The organism is Rhizobium sp. R711, from assembly GCF_002211365.1.
GTDB lineage: Bacteria > Pseudomonadota > Alphaproteobacteria > Rhizobiales > Rhizobiaceae > Rhizobium.
The window spans coordinates 18943-35391 of sequence record NZ_LOKZ01000020.1 but is presented as its reverse complement, the minus strand read 5'-3'; the positions used below and the strand labels follow the sequence as shown (position 1 = coordinate 35391).

Genomic DNA, 16449 nt, shown 5'->3' with positions numbered 1-16449 from the left:
TATATATTCGCTCATGGTTGTTCTCCAACTGATGTTTGGGCCCGGCATCCAGTCGTGAGCCCGTATTTCCATCTTATCGGGGAACAACCACCTTGCTATTCACTACCGTGACCAATCTGGCGCCCAGAGCGGCGGCTCGCTCCCGCGATTACCCCATGTAACGGGCGAAGCCCAGCCAGCGCTTAAAGTGAAACGCGGTTTCCACAAAAGAAAATGCCGCCCGAAGGCGGCATTTCAAAGTGTTTGGCTGCGGCCAGCCTCAGGCCTGTGCGAAGGCACCATGGCAATGCTTGAACTTCTTGCCGGAGCCGCAGGGGCAGGCCTCGTTGCGGCCAACATGGCCCCAGGTTGAAGGATCGGCCGGATTGCGGTTTTCCGGGGCAACAACAACTTCCGAAGCCAAATAAGCGGGCGCGAAATCGTCCTCACCGGTATTCGGATCGAGATGGTGCGCCTGCATGAATGGCGGTTCCGGCTCGGCCGGCGCCTGCTGCACGAGTTCGACGCGCATCAGCTGTGCTGTGACTGCTTCGCGCAGGTTGTTGAGGAGCGAGGTGAAGAGCTCGAACGCTTCCGACTTGTATTCCTGCAGCGGATCGCGCTGTGCATAGCCGCGGAAGCCAATGACGGAGCGAAGGTGGTCGAGGTTGACAATATGCTCGCGCCACAGGTGGTCGAGCGTCTGCATCACGACCGAGCGCTCGACGTAATGCATGATATCGGGACCGAAGCGCTCGGTCTTCTCGGTGAAGGCCGCATTCGACGCTTCCGTCAGGCGTTCGCGAATGTTGTCCTCGCCAATGCCTTCTTCCTTCACCCAGTCTTCGATGGGCATATCGAGATTGAGCAGGGCGGCGGTCCGCTCTTTCAGGCCTGCCGCGTCCCACTGCTCGGCATAGGCGCGTTCCGGAATATGCTTCTCGACGAGGTCTTCGATGACCTCACGGCGCATATCGGAAACGGTTTCGGAGATGTTCGGCGATTCCATCAGTTCGAGGCGCTGTTCGAAGATCACCTTGCGCTGATCGTTCAGAACGTCGTCGTACTTCAGGAGGTTCTTGCGGATATCGAAGTTGCGGGCTTCGACCTTCTTCTGCGCGCGCTCGAGAGCCTTGTTGATCCAGGGATGGACGATCGCTTCGCCTTCCTTGAGACCGAGCTTCTGCAGCATGCTGTCCATGCGGTCGGAGCCGAAGATGCGCATCAGGTCGTCCTGAAGCGACAGGTAGAACTTCGAGCGGCCCGGGTCGCCCTGACGACCGGAACGGCCGCGCAACTGGTTGTCGATGCGGCGGCTTTCGTGGCGCTCGGTCGCGATGACGTAGAGGCCACCGGCTGCGAGTGCCTTTTCCTTGAGCTGCTTGATCTCTTCGCGGATCGCTTCGGCTTTTGCGTCGCGTTCCGGACCATGCTCTACTTCGCCAAGCTCACGCTCGACACGCATTTCAGGGTTGCCGCCGAGCTGAATGTCGGTACCGCGTCCTGCCATGTTGGTCGCGATCGTTACCGCACCCGGCACGCCGGCCTGCGCGACGATATAGGCTTCCTGCTCGTGGTAGCGGGCGTTCAGAACCTGGAAGTCCTTGAAGCCCTGCTTGCGCATGAGATCGGCCAGATATTCGGACTTTTCGATCGAGGTCGTGCCGACAAGAACCGGCTGGCCGCGCTTCTGCGCGTCCGCGATCTCGGCGATGATCGCCTTGTACTTCTCCTCGAACGTCCGGTAGACCTCGTCGTCCTCGTCGGTACGCTGGATCGGCAGGTTGGTCGGCACTTCGACGACGTCGAGGCCGTAGATGTTGCCGAATTCTTCGGCCTCCGTCTGCGCCGTACCGGTCATGCCGGCGAGCTTGTCATACATGCGGAAGTAGTTCTGGAAGGTGATCTGCGCCAGCGTCTGGTTTTCCGGCTGGATCTGCACCTTTTCCTTCGCTTCCAGCGCCTGGTGCTGACCTTCCGAATAGCGGCGGCCCGGCATCATGCGACCGGTGAACTCGTCGATGATGACGATCTCGTCGTTGCGGACGATGTAGTCCTTGTCGCGCTGGAACAGCTTGTGGGCCTTGAGCGCGTTGTTGACGTGATGGACGATGGCCACGTTCTCGATGTCGTAAAGCGAAGCGCCCTTCAGCAAGCCGGCCTGACGCAGCAGGTTCTCCAGCTTTTCGGTGCCTTCTTCGGAGAAATTGGCAGAGCGTTGCTTTTCGTCGATCTCGTAGTCGCCTTCCGACAGAAGCGGAATGAAGGCGTCGATCGTGTTGTAGAGATCGGAGCGGTCGTCGAGCGGACCGGAGATGATCAGCGGCGTACGTGCTTCGTCGACGAGGATCGAGTCCACTTCGTCGACGATCGCGAAGTTATGACCGCGCTGGACCATCTGGCTCTTCTCGTACTTCATATTATCGCGCAGATAATCGAAGCCGAGTTCGTTGTTGGTCGCGTAGGTGATGTCGCAATTATAGGCGGCAGCGCGCTCTTCGTCCGACAGGCCGTGAACGATGACGCCCGTGGTCAGGCCAAGGAAGCCGTAGATCTTGCCCATCGTGGCGGCGTCGCGGCGGGCGAGATAGTCGTTTACGGTGACGACATGCACGCCCTTGCCGGCGAGTGCGTTCAGATAGACCGGCAGCGTGGCGACGAGCGTCTTGCCTTCACCGGTCTTCATCTCCGCGATGTCGCCGCTATGAAGGATCATGCCGCCGATCAGCTGTACGTCAAAAGGTCGCAGGCCAAGGACGCGGCGCGACGCCTCGCGCACAACGGCGAAAGCGGGCACGAGAATATCGTCCAGTGTCTTGCCGTCTGCCAACATCTTGCGGAATTCGACGGTCTGGGCAGCCAGCTGTTCGTCGCTCAGGGCCTTCGTTTTCTCTTCGATGGCGTTGATGGCTGCGACGTTCGGCTGGAAAGACCGCACGCGGCGGTCATTGGCAGAGCCAAATATTTTGCGGGCTATACCGCCAAAGCTGACCATATGACTGGTCCTTTCTCAATAATATTCCCCGGCTTTTCTTATCCGCTGCCCGGCCGAATTTCAGGCACACGTCTCGAAACGCCAGGAAACTGTTCTGGACGCGAGGTTGCGTGACAGATAAGAGGGGGGTCGAATGATGTCAACGGATTTGGCTGATATAGAAAGGCCACATTCCGGTGTTGATGGCTGTTTCAGGCTGGATTCACGACGTTGAAGCCGGTGGGTTTAACTGTGAAGGGTTATTTGATGTTGAACTACAACAAAATCGCTGTGATGGCGTTCGCAACTTTCGTTGCGTTCCAGGCGCCTGTCCGTGCGGAAGACAAGCCGGATGCCGTCATTGCCAAGGTCGGCGATGTCGAGATTCATCAGTCCGATCTCGATCTGGCCGTCGCCAATCTCGACCCGCAGCTTGCGCAGCTGCCGGAGGACCAGAAGAAGATCGCCGCTCTGTCCGCCGCCATCGACGTCAAGCTGCTGGCGCAGGACGCGATTGCCGAAAAGCTCGACCAGACTGCCGAATTCAAGAAGCGCATGCAGTATCTCGCCGATCGCGAACTGCACAACGCCTATTTCAAGAAGCACGTTGTCGACACGGTTACCGATGAGGAAGTCAAGGCGCGCTACGACAAGGAAGTCGCTGCTCTGCCGAAGCAGGAAGAAGTGCACGCCCGCCACATCCTCGTGAAGACCGAGGACGAGGCCAAGGAAGTCATCAAGCAGCTCGACGCCGGTAAGAACTTCGCGGATCTCGCCAAGGAAAAGTCCACCGATCCGAACAAGGCCGACGGTGGTGATCTTGGCTATTTCACCAAGGGCCGCATGGTGAAGGAATTCGAGGAGGCCGCCTTCGCGCTTGAAAAGGGCACCTACACCAAGACACCGGTGAAGACCGACTTCGGCTATCACGTGATCCTCGTCGAGGATAAGCGCGATGCCGCTCCGCCGGCCTTCGATCAAGTCAAGGATCAGGTTCGCCAGCTTGTCATGCGCGACAAGTATCTCGCGCTTCTTGCTGCCGCCAAGGAAAAGTCCAAGGTTGACATCACCGACGAGGCGCTGCGCAAGGGCTACGAAGATGCCAACAAGCAGCCGCAGCCGGGCGGTGAGCCCGCGCCGCAGCCGCAGCAGTAAAATCTAAAAGGTAGGGCCCGGTTCTTCCCGGGCCCTTCACTATTCGTTGTCGTATTTCCGCTGAGCGAGCTGGCTACACTTCGCCCGGGAATCCATTCAGCCATCAGGTCGATCGCCATGTCCGGTTCCGTTTCTCCGCTCGCTCCGAAATCCTATGCCACGATGCCCGATTTGCGTGGCGTACGCATGGCGACTGCATCAGCCGGCATCAAGTACAAGAACCGCACCGATGTACTGATGATGGTGTTTGACAAGCCCGCGGCAGTGGCGGGTGTCTTTACCCGCTCGAAGTGCCCCTCGGCGCCGGTCGATTTCTGCCGCGCAAACCTGCCGCATGGCGCAGCGCGTGCCGTCGTCGTCAACTCCGGAAATGCGAATGCCTTCACCGGCCTGAAAGGCCGCGAGGCGACGGCCCTGACCGCGAAGTCGGCGGCGATTGCTGTTGGCTGCGGCGAGAACGAGGTTTACCTCGCGTCCACCGGCGTTATCGGCGAACCGCTGGATGCCACCAAGTTTTCTGGCGTTCTCGATCAGATGTACAAGGACGCGACCGGCGACTTCTGGTTCGAGGCGGCCAAGGCGATCATGACCACCGATACCTATCCGAAGGTCGCGACCCGCACTGCCGAAATCGGCGGCGTGAAGGTGACGATCAACGGGATCGCCAAGGGTGCCGGCATGATTGCGCCCGATATGGCGACCATGCTCTCTTTCGTCGTCACCGATGCAGATATCGCTCCCGCTGCCCTGCAGTCGCTCCTGTCCGCGGGTGTCGATCCGACGTTCAATTCTATGACGGTCGATAGCGATACTTCGACGTCGGACACACTGATGCTGTTTGCAACGGGTGCGGCCGCCGAGGACGGTCAGGTCCGTGTCGAGAAGGCGGACGACCAGCGCCTCGGCTCGTTCCGCGCTGCCCTCAACGATCTCCTCAAGGATCTTGCGCTGCAGGTCGTTCGCGATGGCGAGGGCGCGACCAAGATGCTCGAGATCACTGTGACCGGCGCCGAGAGCGATGCCGCGGCCAAGAAGATCGCGTTGTCGATTGCCAATTCGCCGCTCGTCAAGACGGCGGCCGCCGGCGAGGACGCAAACTGGGGCCGCATCGTCATGGCGGTCGGCAAGTCTGGCGAAATGGCCGATCGCGATCGGTTGGCGATCTGGTTCGGCGACGTACGGGTCGCCGTCAATGGCGAGCGCGACGCCGGCTATTCCGAGGAAGCCGCGACCAACGTGATGAGACAGCAGGATATTCCTGTGAAGGTGGACATCGGTCTCGGAAACGGCGTCGCCACGGTCTGGACGTGCGACCTTACAAAGGAGTATGTCGCCATCAACGGTGACTACCGGAGCTGATCTTCCATTGACTGAAGCATTACCCAAGAAGGCAAATCTGCCGCTCGTGCGCAGGCTGGAGGCCGTTGGCTTTCGAGCCTGGCCGGCCTCGTCCGTGCAGTATGACGGCAGCTGGCAGATACGGCTGACGGCTGGGCATCCGTCCAATCGGCTGAATTCAATCGTGCCGCTCGATCCGTCCGATCACCGCGATGTCGAGATCCGGCTCGCGAAGGCAAGCCGCAAGTTCGAAGCCTATGGTCGCCCGGCTGTTCTTCGTCAGACGCCGCTCGCTTCGCCGGTGCTAATCGATCTCGTACGGGAGCAGCAGTGGGTGCCTTTCGACGAGACGGTCGTGATGACCTGCGATCTTGCGCATGCGGAGCTGCCGGATACGCTCGATCACCTGCCGACGCACGATATCGGCCGCTTCGTGGATGCCAACCTGACAACCGATGGCGTGTCGTCCAAACTGAAGCCCGCGCTGGCCGAGATCATAAATGCGATCAAGCCGCAATCGGGCCTCTTCATGATCGAGGATGCGCAGACGGGGCCGGTGGCGACCGTTCTTTGCGTTCAAGACAATGACCTCGCCGGCATTATGTCGCTTTCCGTCGCCAAGGAGCGCCGTCGCGAGGGACTTGGCTTGGAAATCCTGACCTCGGCTCTGCGCTGGGCGAGGATGCGCAGCGCCCGTTCCGCCTGGTTGCAGGTCAAGGCGACGAACGCTCCGGCATTGGCGCTCTACGAGCGGCTCGGCTTCCATGAGGCCTACCGCTATTCCTATTGGCGGCAGGAGCTATCGCGATGAGCGACGGAACCCGAAGCATCCTTCTCGTCGCCGCTTGCGCGTTGATCGATTCCGACGGGCGCATTCTGCTGGCGCAACGTCCTGAGGGAAAATCGCTTGCCGGACTTTGGGAGTTTCCCGGCGGCAAGGTGGAGCAAGGCGAGACGCCGGAAGAATCGCTGGTGCGCGAGCTTCACGAGGAGCTTGGGATCACGACGAAGGTCGCCTGCCTGGCGCCCTTGAGTTTCGCGAGCCATACCTATGAGAAATTCCACCTGCTGATGCCGCTTTATATCTGCCGGCGCTATGAAGGAATTCCGCACGGGAAGGAAGGGCAGGCATTGAAATGGGTAAGGCCGCAGGCCCTGCGCGACTACCCGATGCCACCGGCTGACGAGCCGCTTATTCCAATATTGCAGGATCTACTTTAGAAATTTCTGATCATTATGCCGCAAGCGTCCGATTTGGGTGTGGATATTAATCGATCGTTTAACACCTTCTGCCAAATATCGGCCTCAATCAAGCAACTGGCGTGTGTGTAAAAGGCTTGACGCATGGACGACGATTTCTGGAAAGCTGTGAGAGAAAAAGAACAGGCCTCGACTGCCTCGAGCAGAACGGGTGCGCTGAACATCGCACTGCTGTTTGGTACCGCTGTTGTTGCCCTGACTCTGATCTTGACGCCGATGCTTGCCGACAAATCCAAGTCGAGCGTCTTTGCCAGCGCGCCGTCCGAATTGGATACGATTACAACGGGCTCGATACCGAAAAGCGAGAACGGCAAGCGCTACACGATTCGCCAGAGCGTTCTTCAGGACACCCCGGGTTCCGTCTGCGTGGTCCAGGGTTACGGAAACGGAGCTGGCTGCTGAGACTGGCGTTGCTGCAGCGGCAGTTGCAACGTGATGGACGACTGCCGCTTTAGCGCCGAGGTGGATATGCGAGTGGTAAGAGCATTTCTGGCAGACATCCGCGGCGCAACCGCGATCGAATACGGCCTGATTGCGGCCCTCATATCCGTCGCTCTCATCGGTGGGGCACAGGCGATTGGCGGTAATATCAACAGCGTCTTGAGCTATATCGCGGATCAGTTCCCCAACTAAGCCGATTTCTACTGTTTCAGCTTATGCTCCTCGACCCTTAGCGCGTCGGCGAGCCTGACCTTCGCCGAGCCAGGGCGAAGCGGCTTTTGTTGGCTTTCGTGCGGCGCCCACCCCGAGACATAAATAATCGAGAAGGTTGCCCTGATCCGGCCGTCCGGGTCAGCATAACGCTCGGCGTAGATTTCGGCCGCGCGTAGAAAGAAGGCGCGCGTCAAAGGCTTGTGGCTGCGCGCGATCAGCGGATTGCTCATGCCCATTGCCCGCAGATCCTTCATCAGCGGAAAGATCGAGTCATAGCGCACCGTATAGGTCTCGGCGTCGATCACCGGCAGGGCGAAGCCGGCGCGCTGCATCAGGCCGCCGACGTCGCGGACGTCAGCAAAGGGGATCACCCGTGGGCTCGCGCCCCCGGTCATCTCGATTTCCGTCGCCAGCAGCACTTCGCGCAGTTCCTGCAGCGTGCCGGCCCCAGGGATCGCGGCAAGAAAGAGCCCGTCCGGCTTCAGGGCGCGACGGATCTGGATGAAAACGCCGGGCGTATCGTTGGTCAGGTGGAGGCTCAGTGGCGCCAGCACCAGGTTGGCCGACTGCGGCTCCAGTGGAACCTCTTCCAACGCGGCCTCGACAAAGGGCTCGTCCGCCTTAACATAGGTCCGCTCGCTCTCGACGCGCGTCAGTTGCCCGACCTTGCCGGTCGCCACCGCCGCATGGGCCGCAGCGCCCGTGGCACCATGCAGCTCGACCGCCTGTTCGAATATGCGTTCGACTACGGCAAGGCGCTCACCCAGTTCCTCGGCGGCGATATCAAGGAGGAACGCCGCCTTGGGGTCGTGGTTGCGAAGCGCGCGATGGCGGTTTGCCGCAATGCGGGCCTGGTCGAAGATCATGTCCATGGCGCAGTGAATAATCCTGCAGGGCAGGCGCGGCAAGGCGATTTTCCTCGGAGGCGAAACGCGCTAATCTTTCGTCACAGGGTTGAAGAGCCAATGGGCCTTAGGAGATTACGATCTTCCATGCAGTTGAAAAGGGCGCTTGTGGCGCGTCCCTTCGGGTTACTGGCGGACCTCGTCTATCCGCCGGGATGCGTGGTTTGCGGCATCCCACCGGCCGTCACGGCGGTCTTTGTCCGACGTGCTGGTCCGCTGCGTTTCATCGAACGGCCGTATTGCGAAGTGCTGGGTATACCGTTCTCGCATGATCTTGGGTCTGGCATCCTCAGCGCCGAGGCGATTGCCAATCCGCCGCCGTTCGACCGGTTACGGTCTGCGGCTTTTCATGACGAACCGGTGCGGCAGCTGGTGCACGGCCTGAAATACCGCGACCGAACAGATCTCGCGCCGATGATGGCTCGGTGGATGCTAAGGGCGAGTGACGGAATGGTCGAACGGTGTGACGCCATCCTGCCGGTGCCGCTGCATCGAAGCCGTATGTTTTCGCGGAAATTCAACCAGGCGGCCGAACTGGCGCGTCATCTCGCGCAGCAATCCGGCAAGGCGCTTCTGCCGGCAACCTTGACACGCATCAAGCGCACCCGCCCGCAAGTCGGCCTCGGCGCAAAGGCGCGCGAGGAAAATGTTCGCGGTGTCTTTGCCATTGCCAAGTCGCAGGACAACGATGTCTTCGGTAAGCGGCTAATCCTCGTCGACGATGTCTATACGACTGGTGCCACAGTCGCCGCGGCAGCGAAGGTACTGCGCAAGGCAGGAGCGGCGGACATCACGGTTTTGACCTTTGCAAGGGCTCTTTCAGAAACTATATGACGAAAAGATAACCTGTATTGTCTGGAGTCCTCATGGCACCCGTCACCATCTATACGCGCCAAGCCTGCGGTTATTGCGCGCGCGCCAAATCGCTGCTGTCCGAAAAGGGCGTCGATTTCGTCGAGCACGATGCAACCTCTGCGCCGGAGCTTCGCCAGGAGATGATCGGCAAGTCCAACGGTCGCACGACCTTTCCGCAGATTTTCATTGGCGAGCAGCATGTTGGCGGATGTGATGATCTCTATGCGCTGGATCGTGCCGGCGGGCTTGATCCTCTGCTTGCGGCATAAGGAAGAACGATGACGTTTACGGCGGCCGCCATCCAGATGTGTTCCGGCGTCGATCCCGAGAGGAACGCGGCGGCGATGGCGCGCCTCGTCCGCGAGGCTGCAGGCCGGGGCGCGACGTATGTGCAGACGCCAGAGATGACAGGCATGCTGCAGCGCGACCGGGCGGCTGCCAAGGCGTTGCTGCGCGACGAAACCAACGATGTCATCGTCCGAACCGGTTCGGAGCTGGCCCGGGGTCTGGGCATCTTCATGCACGTGGGCTCCACCGCCATCGCGCTCGATGATGGCAAGCTCGCCAACCGCGGCTATCTCTTCGGCCCCGACGGCAAGATCCTCAACCGTTACGACAAGATCCACATGTTCGACGTCGATCTCGACAACGGCGAGAGCTGGCGTGAGAGCGCGGCCTACCGCCCAGGCTCCGAGGCGCGTGTGTTGTCGCTTCCGTTTGCCGAAATGGGCTTTGCGATTTGCTATGATGTTCGCTTCCCCGCGCTTTTCCGCGCCCAGGCCGTTGCCGGGGCCGAAGTAATGACCGTGCCTGCCGCCTTCACGAAGCAGACGGGCGAAGCGCATTGGGAAATCCTGCTGCGGGCGCGTGCAATCGAGAACGGCGTTTTTGTGATTGCCGCTGCTCAGGCCGGTCGTCACGAGGACGGGCGTGAGACTTTTGGTCATTCGATGATCATCGATCCGTGGGGCAAGGTGCTGGCTTCGGCCGGTCCGGAAGGCGAAGCCGTCATTATCGCCGACATTGACACCGCTGCCGTCAAGGCCGCCCACGACAAGATTCCGAACCTGAAAAACGGCCGTGATTTTTCCATCGAGAGGGTTGCAGGGGAAGTCGCAGGAGGCGTAGCCGCTTGATCCGTTATTCCCTGCGCTGTGAAAATGCTCATGAATTCGAAGGCTGGTTTTCCGAAAGTGCCGATTTCGATCGCCAGGTCGCATCAGGCTTTCTGACCTGTCCCGTCTGCAATTCCGCATCCATCTCCAAGCTCCTGATGGCGCCCTCCGTCTCGACGGCGCGCAAGAAGGACGAGATGCAGACGCTCGCGATGGATACGATGCGTCGGGACGCGTTCCAGAAGCTGAAAGAGGCCGTCGCGACGATCAAAGCCAATTCCGAGGACGTCGGAACGCGGTTTCCTGAGGAAGCGCGCAAGATCCACTATGGAGAGAGCGACGCTCGCGGGATCATCGGGCAGACCACTATGGATGAAGCGCAAGCGCTTCTTGAAGAGGGCATCGAGATTGCCGCCCTGCCTGTTCTGCCCGACGACGTGAATTAGTGCGCGCTGTAAGCTCCGTCGACGAGATGGTAGCTGCCGGTGATGAAGCTTGCCTGCTCCGACAATAGGAAACAGGTGAGTGCTGCCACTTCCTCCGGTGTGCCGCGCCTGCCCATCGGCTGCAGTGCCTCCATGCGGCGGCTGCTCGCAATATCGCGATGTTCTGAGGAAAGTGGTGTTTCAATCCAGCCGGGGCCGACCGCGTTGATGCGGATGCCCAGACGCGCATACTCTATCGCGGCCGCCTTTGTCAGTCCCACGACACCGTGCTTGGCCGCCGTATAGGCACATGCAATCGGCAATGCGACGGCACCGAGCACCGACGACACGTTGACGATCGCGCCGCCGCCGCCAGCCAGCATGGCCCCGATTTCGTATTTCATGCAGTAGAAAACGCTGTTGAGATTGACGTCCATCAGCTTGTGCCAGTTGTCGAGCGGGTAATCTCCCGTCGCCCTGCGCACACCATCGACGCCCGCATTGTTGACCGCAAGATGCAGGCCGCCGCACGCATCGGCGGTTGCTGCAACCAGCTTTTCAACCGCCGCCGCATCGGTAACATCGACGACAAAATGGCGGGATTTTCCTCCTTTTTCGCGAATCTCCGCAGCAACGCGCTCTGCTGCTTCGGCATTGATGTCCGCGACAACAACCTCCGCACCCTCCTCAGCCAATTGCCGGGAGATGGCCGCGCCAATCCCCGAGCCTGCGCCCGTGACAATCGCCACTTTTCCTTCGAAACCAAGATTCATTGTTTCTTGCTACCGCTCCCCTGCAGCCAGATCAATTCAAACGCGAACAGTTGCAACCTCCCTGAAATCCTCCGTGTAGGCGCCGGCGTTACGGCGCGAACCGTTCCAACCTAGCTTTGCGGCACATGTTATCGCAAGAGGTGCCTTCTCATTGGGGGACATTATGAAGGACTTATACAACGATAGGGAGGTTTCTGCACAGAAGAGCGCCGGAGCGATCCGACGATGGCTTGGCCTGAAAACAATGGGATGCTAAAGGAAGGCAATAGGGCTCACCATAATCAGCAGGTAACGATGGACAACGACCATATTACGCGCCGTGGCCTAATCTTGGGCTGTGTGGCTTTGATGACCTCTGGATGCACCACAGCGAGTTGGCCGATAGGGAATCCCTTTGCTTCGACAGGTGCCACCAGCTACCGCAATCGGCGACGGGAGGTTGCGTATTCGGGCAGCGAACAGCCGGGTAGCATCATTGTCAACACCTACGAGCGTTATCTTTACTATGTCGAGGCCGAAGGCCGTGCCACGCGCTATGGTGTTGCGGTCGGGGAAGAAGGTCTCACCCTGAAGGGCAATGCCGTTGTCGGGCGGAAGGCCGAGTGGCCATCATGGACGCCGACTGCGAGCATGATCGAACGCAAGCCGCGGTTGGCGCAGTATGCTGGGGGGGTTCCCGGAGGGGAAAACAATCCTCTCGGTGCTGCGGCGCTCTATCTCTACCGTGGCGGGCAGGATACCTACTTCCGTATCCACGGGACAAATGAACCGTGGCTGATCGGACAGGCGGTGTCGAATGGTTGCATCCGCATGACAAATGAAGACATCGTTCACCTCTACGGCCGCGCGCCTGTGGGGACCAGCGTTTTGGTCATATGATACTTACATTTTGTATCGATATTGCCACCGTCTGTTAGCATTGCGCGTCGCCTGCGCGACGCGAGGTGGCACTGTGCCCTTTCTGCACTTGGCTTGCAGCTAATTTACCGCTATTAGTAGAATCGTTGCCTTCGATAACCTATTCCATGCTAACGGAGAGGACTAGTTTGATGAGCAGAATCCTAATCATGTGCCTTGTTGCGTTGTTTTCCGTTTCGAGCCTGACGGCTTGCGGAGCAGTTGGTAAAGGCAAGGGCAAAGCCCCGCCGCCAGTGGCAGAGGCCGCACCAATCACTAAGTAACATCTGACCTTTGAGCAAGGGGGAGGGACTTCGTAGCCCCTCCCCCGAATCGTTGTCGGAGCCGGGCTGCCTTCGGGCAAATGCACAACCTTAGGCTGGCACTTTTGCTTGGTGGTCTGTGCTCATTCGATCTCGGAGATGAAGCGTAGTTATGACGCTTGCAAAAGGCCACCTATCCCTCCTGTTTCTCATCGCTCTCGCGCTCACATCCTGCCAATCGGACGACAAGCCACCGCAACCGAGGTTCACCTCGGACGCAAACGGTGCGCAAGTCGGTAAAGCCGCCCAGCGCGACGGCCAGTACTTCATCGAATTCCGTTCGCGCTACGCGCTAACCTACGGTCATACCTATGCGGTCTTCGGGCGCCTGAACAAGGCCGGCGGGATGATCAATCCGCAGGTCGCCGGTCTTGCGCCTGCTTCTCCCGATGCCGCGCCTTACGTCCTTGGGCATTTCATTCCGGTGCCGGCAACGACCGGGGCAACGGATGGCGATCTTGAGGAAGCCTATCGTTCGGCAAGCTGGCGGATTTTGCTGACTGAAGCCGAGTATAACAAGACCGTCGCCTTCATTCGGGAATTGCAGGCAAAATCGAAGTTGTGGCAGGCCACCGTGGATAATTGCAACAATTTCGTCGGCGAGATCGCACGTTCCATGGGATACAAGACGCCCAGCATCTGGCTTCGTCCGCAAGAGTTCATTACAAAGCTTCGAGAGATGAATACGTGAGTGTGGAGCGAGCCCGTCGGGTCATCGCTTCCACATGATCGACGAAGGGCTCCGGTGATCTGAATTGAGCGTCGCTCTCATTGGCAAAATCATATGGGTGCTTGGCATCATTGCCTGGTACGCAATTCGCTATCCTTCGGAACGTCGCGCGAGGCGAACGAGGGTTGTGAGCGACCGTCGCTCGGGAGTAGAAGTGCTTGGTCTTTCGGCCGCGCTCATAGGATTAGCGTTCGTTCCCGGTTTTTATGTCGCCACGGGGAAGCCTGAAGCTGCCGACTATACGGCGCATCTATGGGCGGTGATCCTCGGCGCGGTATTGTTTTGCTCGGCTATGTGGGTCTTCCGCAGGACTCACAAGGCGCTCGGCCGAAACTGGTCGATCACGCTGCAGATTCGCGAGAAGCACGAGCTGATTTCTCATGGTCCCTATGCACTCGTCCGCCACCCCATGTATACGTCGTTTCTGCTGATGGCGCTCGGCCAGGCGTTTCTGCTGGCGAATTGGGTGGTTGGCCTAGCGGGCGTGATTGGCTTTGCAGTCCTCTTCTTTTTGCGGGTCGACAAGGAAGAGCGCATGATGCTGGAGATTTTCGGCCCCGAGTATCGCGCCTACATGGACCGGACGAAGCGAATTATCCCCTACATCTACTAGAGGACGCCTGATGCGGGGACGTGCCATCAAACTATCACCATCACGACGGCTGGTTGGGGACCTGATGCGGTTCTCGATCGGTGTGCCGCGCGTGACGGTGCAGCGACAGATGAACCTCGGGCCATTGCAACAGGCGCGGATGGCGCAACAGAGCAAGACATCCTGGACGGTGTTGTTTCTGAAGGGCTATGCGCTGCTCAGCCAGGATGTGCCGGACCTGCGGCGCGCTTATGTCAAGCTGCCCCGGCCCCAGCTCTACGAATATCCGGTCAGTATTGCCTCCGTGGCCCACGAGCGCGAGCACGAGGGCGAGCGGATCGTTCTGCTGAGCACGATCGAAGACCCGGAGCATCGGTCGATAGCCGAGATCGAGCAACTGTTTCTTGCTGCCCGGTCAAAGCCGATTCACGAAATCAAGCAGTTCCGCAAGGCGCTGAAATTTGCGTGTGCGCCTGGCCCGATCCGTTGGCTGCTGATGTGGCTGGGGCTCAATCTAGGGCGGCAACGCGGACGCCGCTTCGGCACATTCCAACTCTCGGTCTATTCGGGGCTTGGCGCAGAATCGCTCAATCCGATGACGCCGCTGACCACGATTTTCAACTATGGCTCGATCTCCGCAGACGGAACGGTCACCGTCCGCATCCACTATGACCATCGCGTCATGGACGGTGCCAATGTCGCCCGCGCCCTGATTCGCTTCGAAAATATCCTGAACGGCGCGGTCACGGACGAAGTTCGGGGCATGGCGTCAACTGGCGCAATCCCGGGCGAAGTGACGTCGGGAAAGGCATTATGACAGACCAACAGCGTGAAACGTTGCGCCCCGCCGTCGTCGTCGTCGGTGCGTCCCGCGGCATTGGCCGGGCTATCGCCAATGTCGCCGCGCGCGAAGGTGCGATTGTCGTCCTCGTTGCACGGTCGTCGGATGGACTGGCTGCTGCAGCAGATGATGTGAAAGCGGCGGGTGGCCAGGCGTTCACCTTTTCGCTCGACCTTCTTGCGGCCGACGCCTCGACACGACTGAAGGACTTCCTCACGTCCCACGGCTTGGTCTGCGACGTTTTGGTCAACAGTGCTGGTTATGGTTTGCGCGGTCCGGCGACGACGCTGCCGACTGCCGACCAGCTTGGGATGGTCGACCTCAACATTCGCGCGCTGACCGACATGACGCTGCAATTCCTGCCGGAAATGGTGGCCCGTGGGCACGGCGGCGTGCTCAATCTCGGTTCCATTGCCGGCTTCACACCGGGTCCGAACATGGCGCTATACTATGCCAGCAAGGCCTTCGTCCGCTCCTTTTCGGAGGCTTTGCATCAAGAGGTCAAAGCGACCGGCGTGACGGTAACCTGTGTCGCGCCCGGACCCGTTGCGACGGAGTTCCTGGAGCGGTCAGGCGCGGGTCGGGCTGCCTTGTTCAAGATCCTCCCGAAGCTCAGTTCCGACTATGTGGCAGAGCGCGCCTGGCGCGGGTTCAAGTCCGGCCGCCGCCTGGTGGTGCCAGGCCTTTCGGCGAAGCTAGTGGCCCTCGTGGCATCCTCGCTGCCATCGGCGGTGAAGGTGCCTTTGATCGGTCGCCTGCAACGGCGCAGTCGCGATTTGTGTCCTTGCGGCTCCGGCAAGCCTTTCAAGGAGTGCTGCGGCTCACGGCAGGCGCGCCGAGCGGGCGTCTGAGCCCAACGGCTATTGGCCGGCGCGTTTCGCCAGCATCATGTAGTTCACGTCCATGTCCCTCGACAGGTTCCACTGATTTGACAGCGGATTGAAGAAGACCCCGGTGCGATCGATGATCGAGAGGCCGTTTGCCGTCACAGGCTTTTCAATCTCTTCCGGGCGGACAAGTTTCTCATACTGATGCGTGCCGCGTGGCAGCCACCGCAGGATATTTTCCGCGGCAAAGATGGCGAGCGCGGCGGCCTTCATCGTCCGATTGATGGTCGCGACAAACATCAGGCCGCCCGGCCGAACCATCTGGGCGCAGGTGGCCAGGAAGAAATCGACGTCGGCGACGTGTTCCACGACTTCCATGTTGAGAACGATGTCGAAGGTCTCGCCGGCTTCCGCAAGTTGTTCGGCCGTTACCGCGCGGTAATCGACGGGCACGCCAGACGCCTTCGCATGCGTCGAGGCAATGCCGATGTTCTTCTCCGACGGGTCCGCACCGACGACGCTGGCGCCCATGCGCGCAACCGGCTCCGACAGCAGGCCGCCGCCACAGCCGATATCGAGAACGCGAAGACCGTCCAGCGGCTTCGCGCTGCGGATGTCGCGTCCGAAGTTTTCCGCGGCTTTATCGCGGATGTACGCGAGCCGTACGGGATTGAACTTGTGCAGCGGCTTGAACTTGCCGGTAGGGCTCCACCATTCCGCCGCCATCGCCGAGAAGCGGTCCACCTCTCCTTGATCGATCGTGCTTTTTGCCGCTTCGCTCATGTTCCGTTCCTCGCATTCGTTCC

Annotated in this window: 19 protein-coding genes and 1 pseudogene; 16 read left to right on the top strand and 4 right to left on the bottom strand. The window is 59.9% G+C overall.

Annotated elements, in window-relative coordinates:
- Positions 1-259: 259 nt before the first annotated feature.
- Positions 260-2974 carry a preprotein translocase subunit SecA gene (gene secA, locus ATY80_RS17880; protein ID WP_088693709.1) on the bottom strand — a complete coding sequence of 905 codons (2715 nt, stop codon included), beginning with the start codon at positions 2972-2974 and terminating at the stop codon, positions 260-262.
- A 246-nt stretch (positions 2975-3220) separates the two neighbouring features.
- On the opposite strand from secA, the gene ATY80_RS17875 reads away from it, so the two are divergent.
- The 6 genes from ATY80_RS17875 to ATY80_RS17850 all read left to right on the top strand — a co-directional run bounded on the left by ATY80_RS17875 (position 3221) and on the right by ATY80_RS17850 (position 7339).
- Positions 3221-4108, top strand: a complete 888-nt coding sequence (locus ATY80_RS17875; RefSeq protein ID WP_088693708.1) for a peptidylprolyl isomerase — start codon at positions 3221-3223, stop codon at positions 4106-4108.
- 117 nt (positions 4109-4225) lie between these two features.
- Positions 4226-5467, top strand: a complete 1242-nt coding sequence (gene argJ, locus ATY80_RS17870) for a bifunctional glutamate N-acetyltransferase/amino-acid acetyltransferase ArgJ (RefSeq protein ID WP_088693707.1) — start codon at positions 4226-4228, stop codon at positions 5465-5467.
- Positions 5468-5474: 7 nt separating this feature from the next.
- Positions 5475-6257 carry a GNAT family N-acetyltransferase gene (locus ATY80_RS17865; RefSeq protein ID WP_088693706.1) on the top strand — a complete coding sequence of 261 codons (783 nt, stop codon included), beginning with the start codon at positions 5475-5477 and terminating at the stop codon, positions 6255-6257.
- Positions 6254-6667, top strand: coding sequence for an 8-oxo-dGTP diphosphatase MutT (gene mutT / locus ATY80_RS17860; RefSeq protein ID WP_088693705.1), 414 nt, complete (start codon positions 6254-6256; stop codon positions 6665-6667). Before ATY80_RS17865 ends, mutT begins: the two co-directional genes overlap by 4 nt.
- A 123-nt stretch (positions 6668-6790) precedes the next feature.
- Complete coding sequence (locus ATY80_RS17855) at positions 6791-7108, top strand: hypothetical protein (protein ID WP_088693704.1); 318 nt, start codon at positions 6791-6793, stop codon at positions 7106-7108.
- A gap of 66 nt (positions 7109-7174) precedes the next feature.
- On the top strand, positions 7175-7339 hold the full coding sequence (locus tag ATY80_RS17850; protein ID WP_088693710.1) for a Flp family type IVb pilin: 165 nt from the start codon (positions 7175-7177) through the stop codon (positions 7337-7339).
- Between the two features lie 8 nt (positions 7340-7347).
- Here ATY80_RS17850 and ATY80_RS17845 read toward each other — a convergent pair whose 3' ends face one another.
- Positions 7348-8232 (bottom strand): methyltransferase domain-containing protein, encoded by an 885-nt coding sequence (locus ATY80_RS17845; RefSeq protein ID WP_088693703.1) that lies wholly within the window; start codon positions 8230-8232, stop codon positions 7348-7350.
- Between the two features lie 93 nt (positions 8233-8325).
- Here ATY80_RS17845 and ATY80_RS17840 point away from each other — a divergent pair.
- The 4 genes and pseudogenes from ATY80_RS17840 to ATY80_RS17825 all read left to right on the top strand — a co-directional run bounded on the left by ATY80_RS17840 (position 8326) and on the right by ATY80_RS17825 (position 10681).
- A pseudogene (locus ATY80_RS17840) lies at positions 8326-9099 on the top strand (ComF family protein).
- Positions 9100-9131: 32 nt separating this feature from the next.
- Positions 9132-9389, top strand: coding sequence for a glutaredoxin 3 (gene grxC / locus ATY80_RS17835; RefSeq protein WP_088693702.1), 258 nt, complete (start codon positions 9132-9134; stop codon positions 9387-9389).
- 9 nt (positions 9390-9398) lie between these two features.
- Positions 9399-10256, top strand: a complete 858-nt coding sequence (locus tag ATY80_RS17830) for a carbon-nitrogen hydrolase family protein (RefSeq protein ID WP_088693701.1) — start codon at positions 9399-9401, stop codon at positions 10254-10256.
- Complete coding sequence (locus ATY80_RS17825; protein WP_088693700.1) at positions 10253-10681, top strand: DUF1178 family protein; 429 nt, start codon at positions 10253-10255, stop codon at positions 10679-10681. The genes ATY80_RS17830 and ATY80_RS17825 overlap by 4 nt, the downstream gene beginning before the upstream one ends.
- Here ATY80_RS17825 and ATY80_RS17820 read toward each other — a convergent pair.
- Positions 10678-11433, bottom strand: coding sequence for an SDR family NAD(P)-dependent oxidoreductase (locus ATY80_RS17820; protein ID WP_088693699.1), 756 nt, complete (start codon positions 11431-11433; stop codon positions 10678-10680). The genes ATY80_RS17825 and ATY80_RS17820 overlap by 4 nt on opposite strands.
- Before the next feature lie 294 nt (positions 11434-11727).
- On the opposite strand from ATY80_RS17820, the gene ATY80_RS17815 reads away from it, so the two are divergent.
- The 6 genes from ATY80_RS17815 to ATY80_RS17790 all read left to right on the top strand — a co-directional run bounded on the left by ATY80_RS17815 (position 11728) and on the right by ATY80_RS17790 (position 15667).
- Positions 11728-12312 carry a L,D-transpeptidase gene (locus ATY80_RS17815; RefSeq protein ID WP_088693698.1) on the top strand — a complete coding sequence of 195 codons (585 nt, stop codon included), beginning with the start codon at positions 11728-11730 and terminating at the stop codon, positions 12310-12312.
- 170 nt (positions 12313-12482) lie between these two features.
- Entirely contained in the window at positions 12483-12614 is a 132-nt protein-coding gene (locus tag ATY80_RS29675) for an ABC transporter (RefSeq protein ID WP_088693697.1), read from the top strand.
- A gap of 151 nt (positions 12615-12765) precedes the next feature.
- Positions 12766-13344: a hypothetical protein gene (locus tag ATY80_RS17805; RefSeq protein WP_088693696.1), complete on the top strand. Its 579-nt coding sequence runs from the start codon at positions 12766-12768 to the stop codon at positions 13342-13344.
- A 64-nt stretch (positions 13345-13408) separates the two neighbouring features.
- Positions 13409-13996 (top strand): protein-S-isoprenylcysteine O-methyltransferase, encoded by a 588-nt coding sequence (locus ATY80_RS17800; protein ID WP_088693695.1) that lies wholly within the window; start codon positions 13409-13411, stop codon positions 13994-13996.
- 10 nt (positions 13997-14006) lie between these two features.
- Positions 14007-14792: a hypothetical protein gene (locus ATY80_RS17795; protein ID WP_088693694.1), complete on the top strand. Its 786-nt coding sequence runs from the start codon at positions 14007-14009 to the stop codon at positions 14790-14792.
- Positions 14789-15667 (top strand): SDR family NAD(P)-dependent oxidoreductase, encoded by an 879-nt coding sequence (locus ATY80_RS17790; RefSeq protein WP_088693693.1) that lies wholly within the window; start codon positions 14789-14791, stop codon positions 15665-15667. The genes ATY80_RS17795 and ATY80_RS17790 overlap by 4 nt, the downstream gene beginning before the upstream one ends.
- 9 nt (positions 15668-15676) lie before the next feature.
- Here the strand turns inward: ATY80_RS17790 and ubiG are convergent, their stop codons facing one another.
- Positions 15677-16426, bottom strand: coding sequence for a bifunctional 2-polyprenyl-6-hydroxyphenol methylase/3-demethylubiquinol 3-O-methyltransferase UbiG (gene ubiG, locus ATY80_RS17785; protein ID WP_088693692.1), 750 nt, complete (start codon positions 16424-16426; stop codon positions 15677-15679).
- Positions 16427-16449 lie beyond the last annotated feature (23 nt).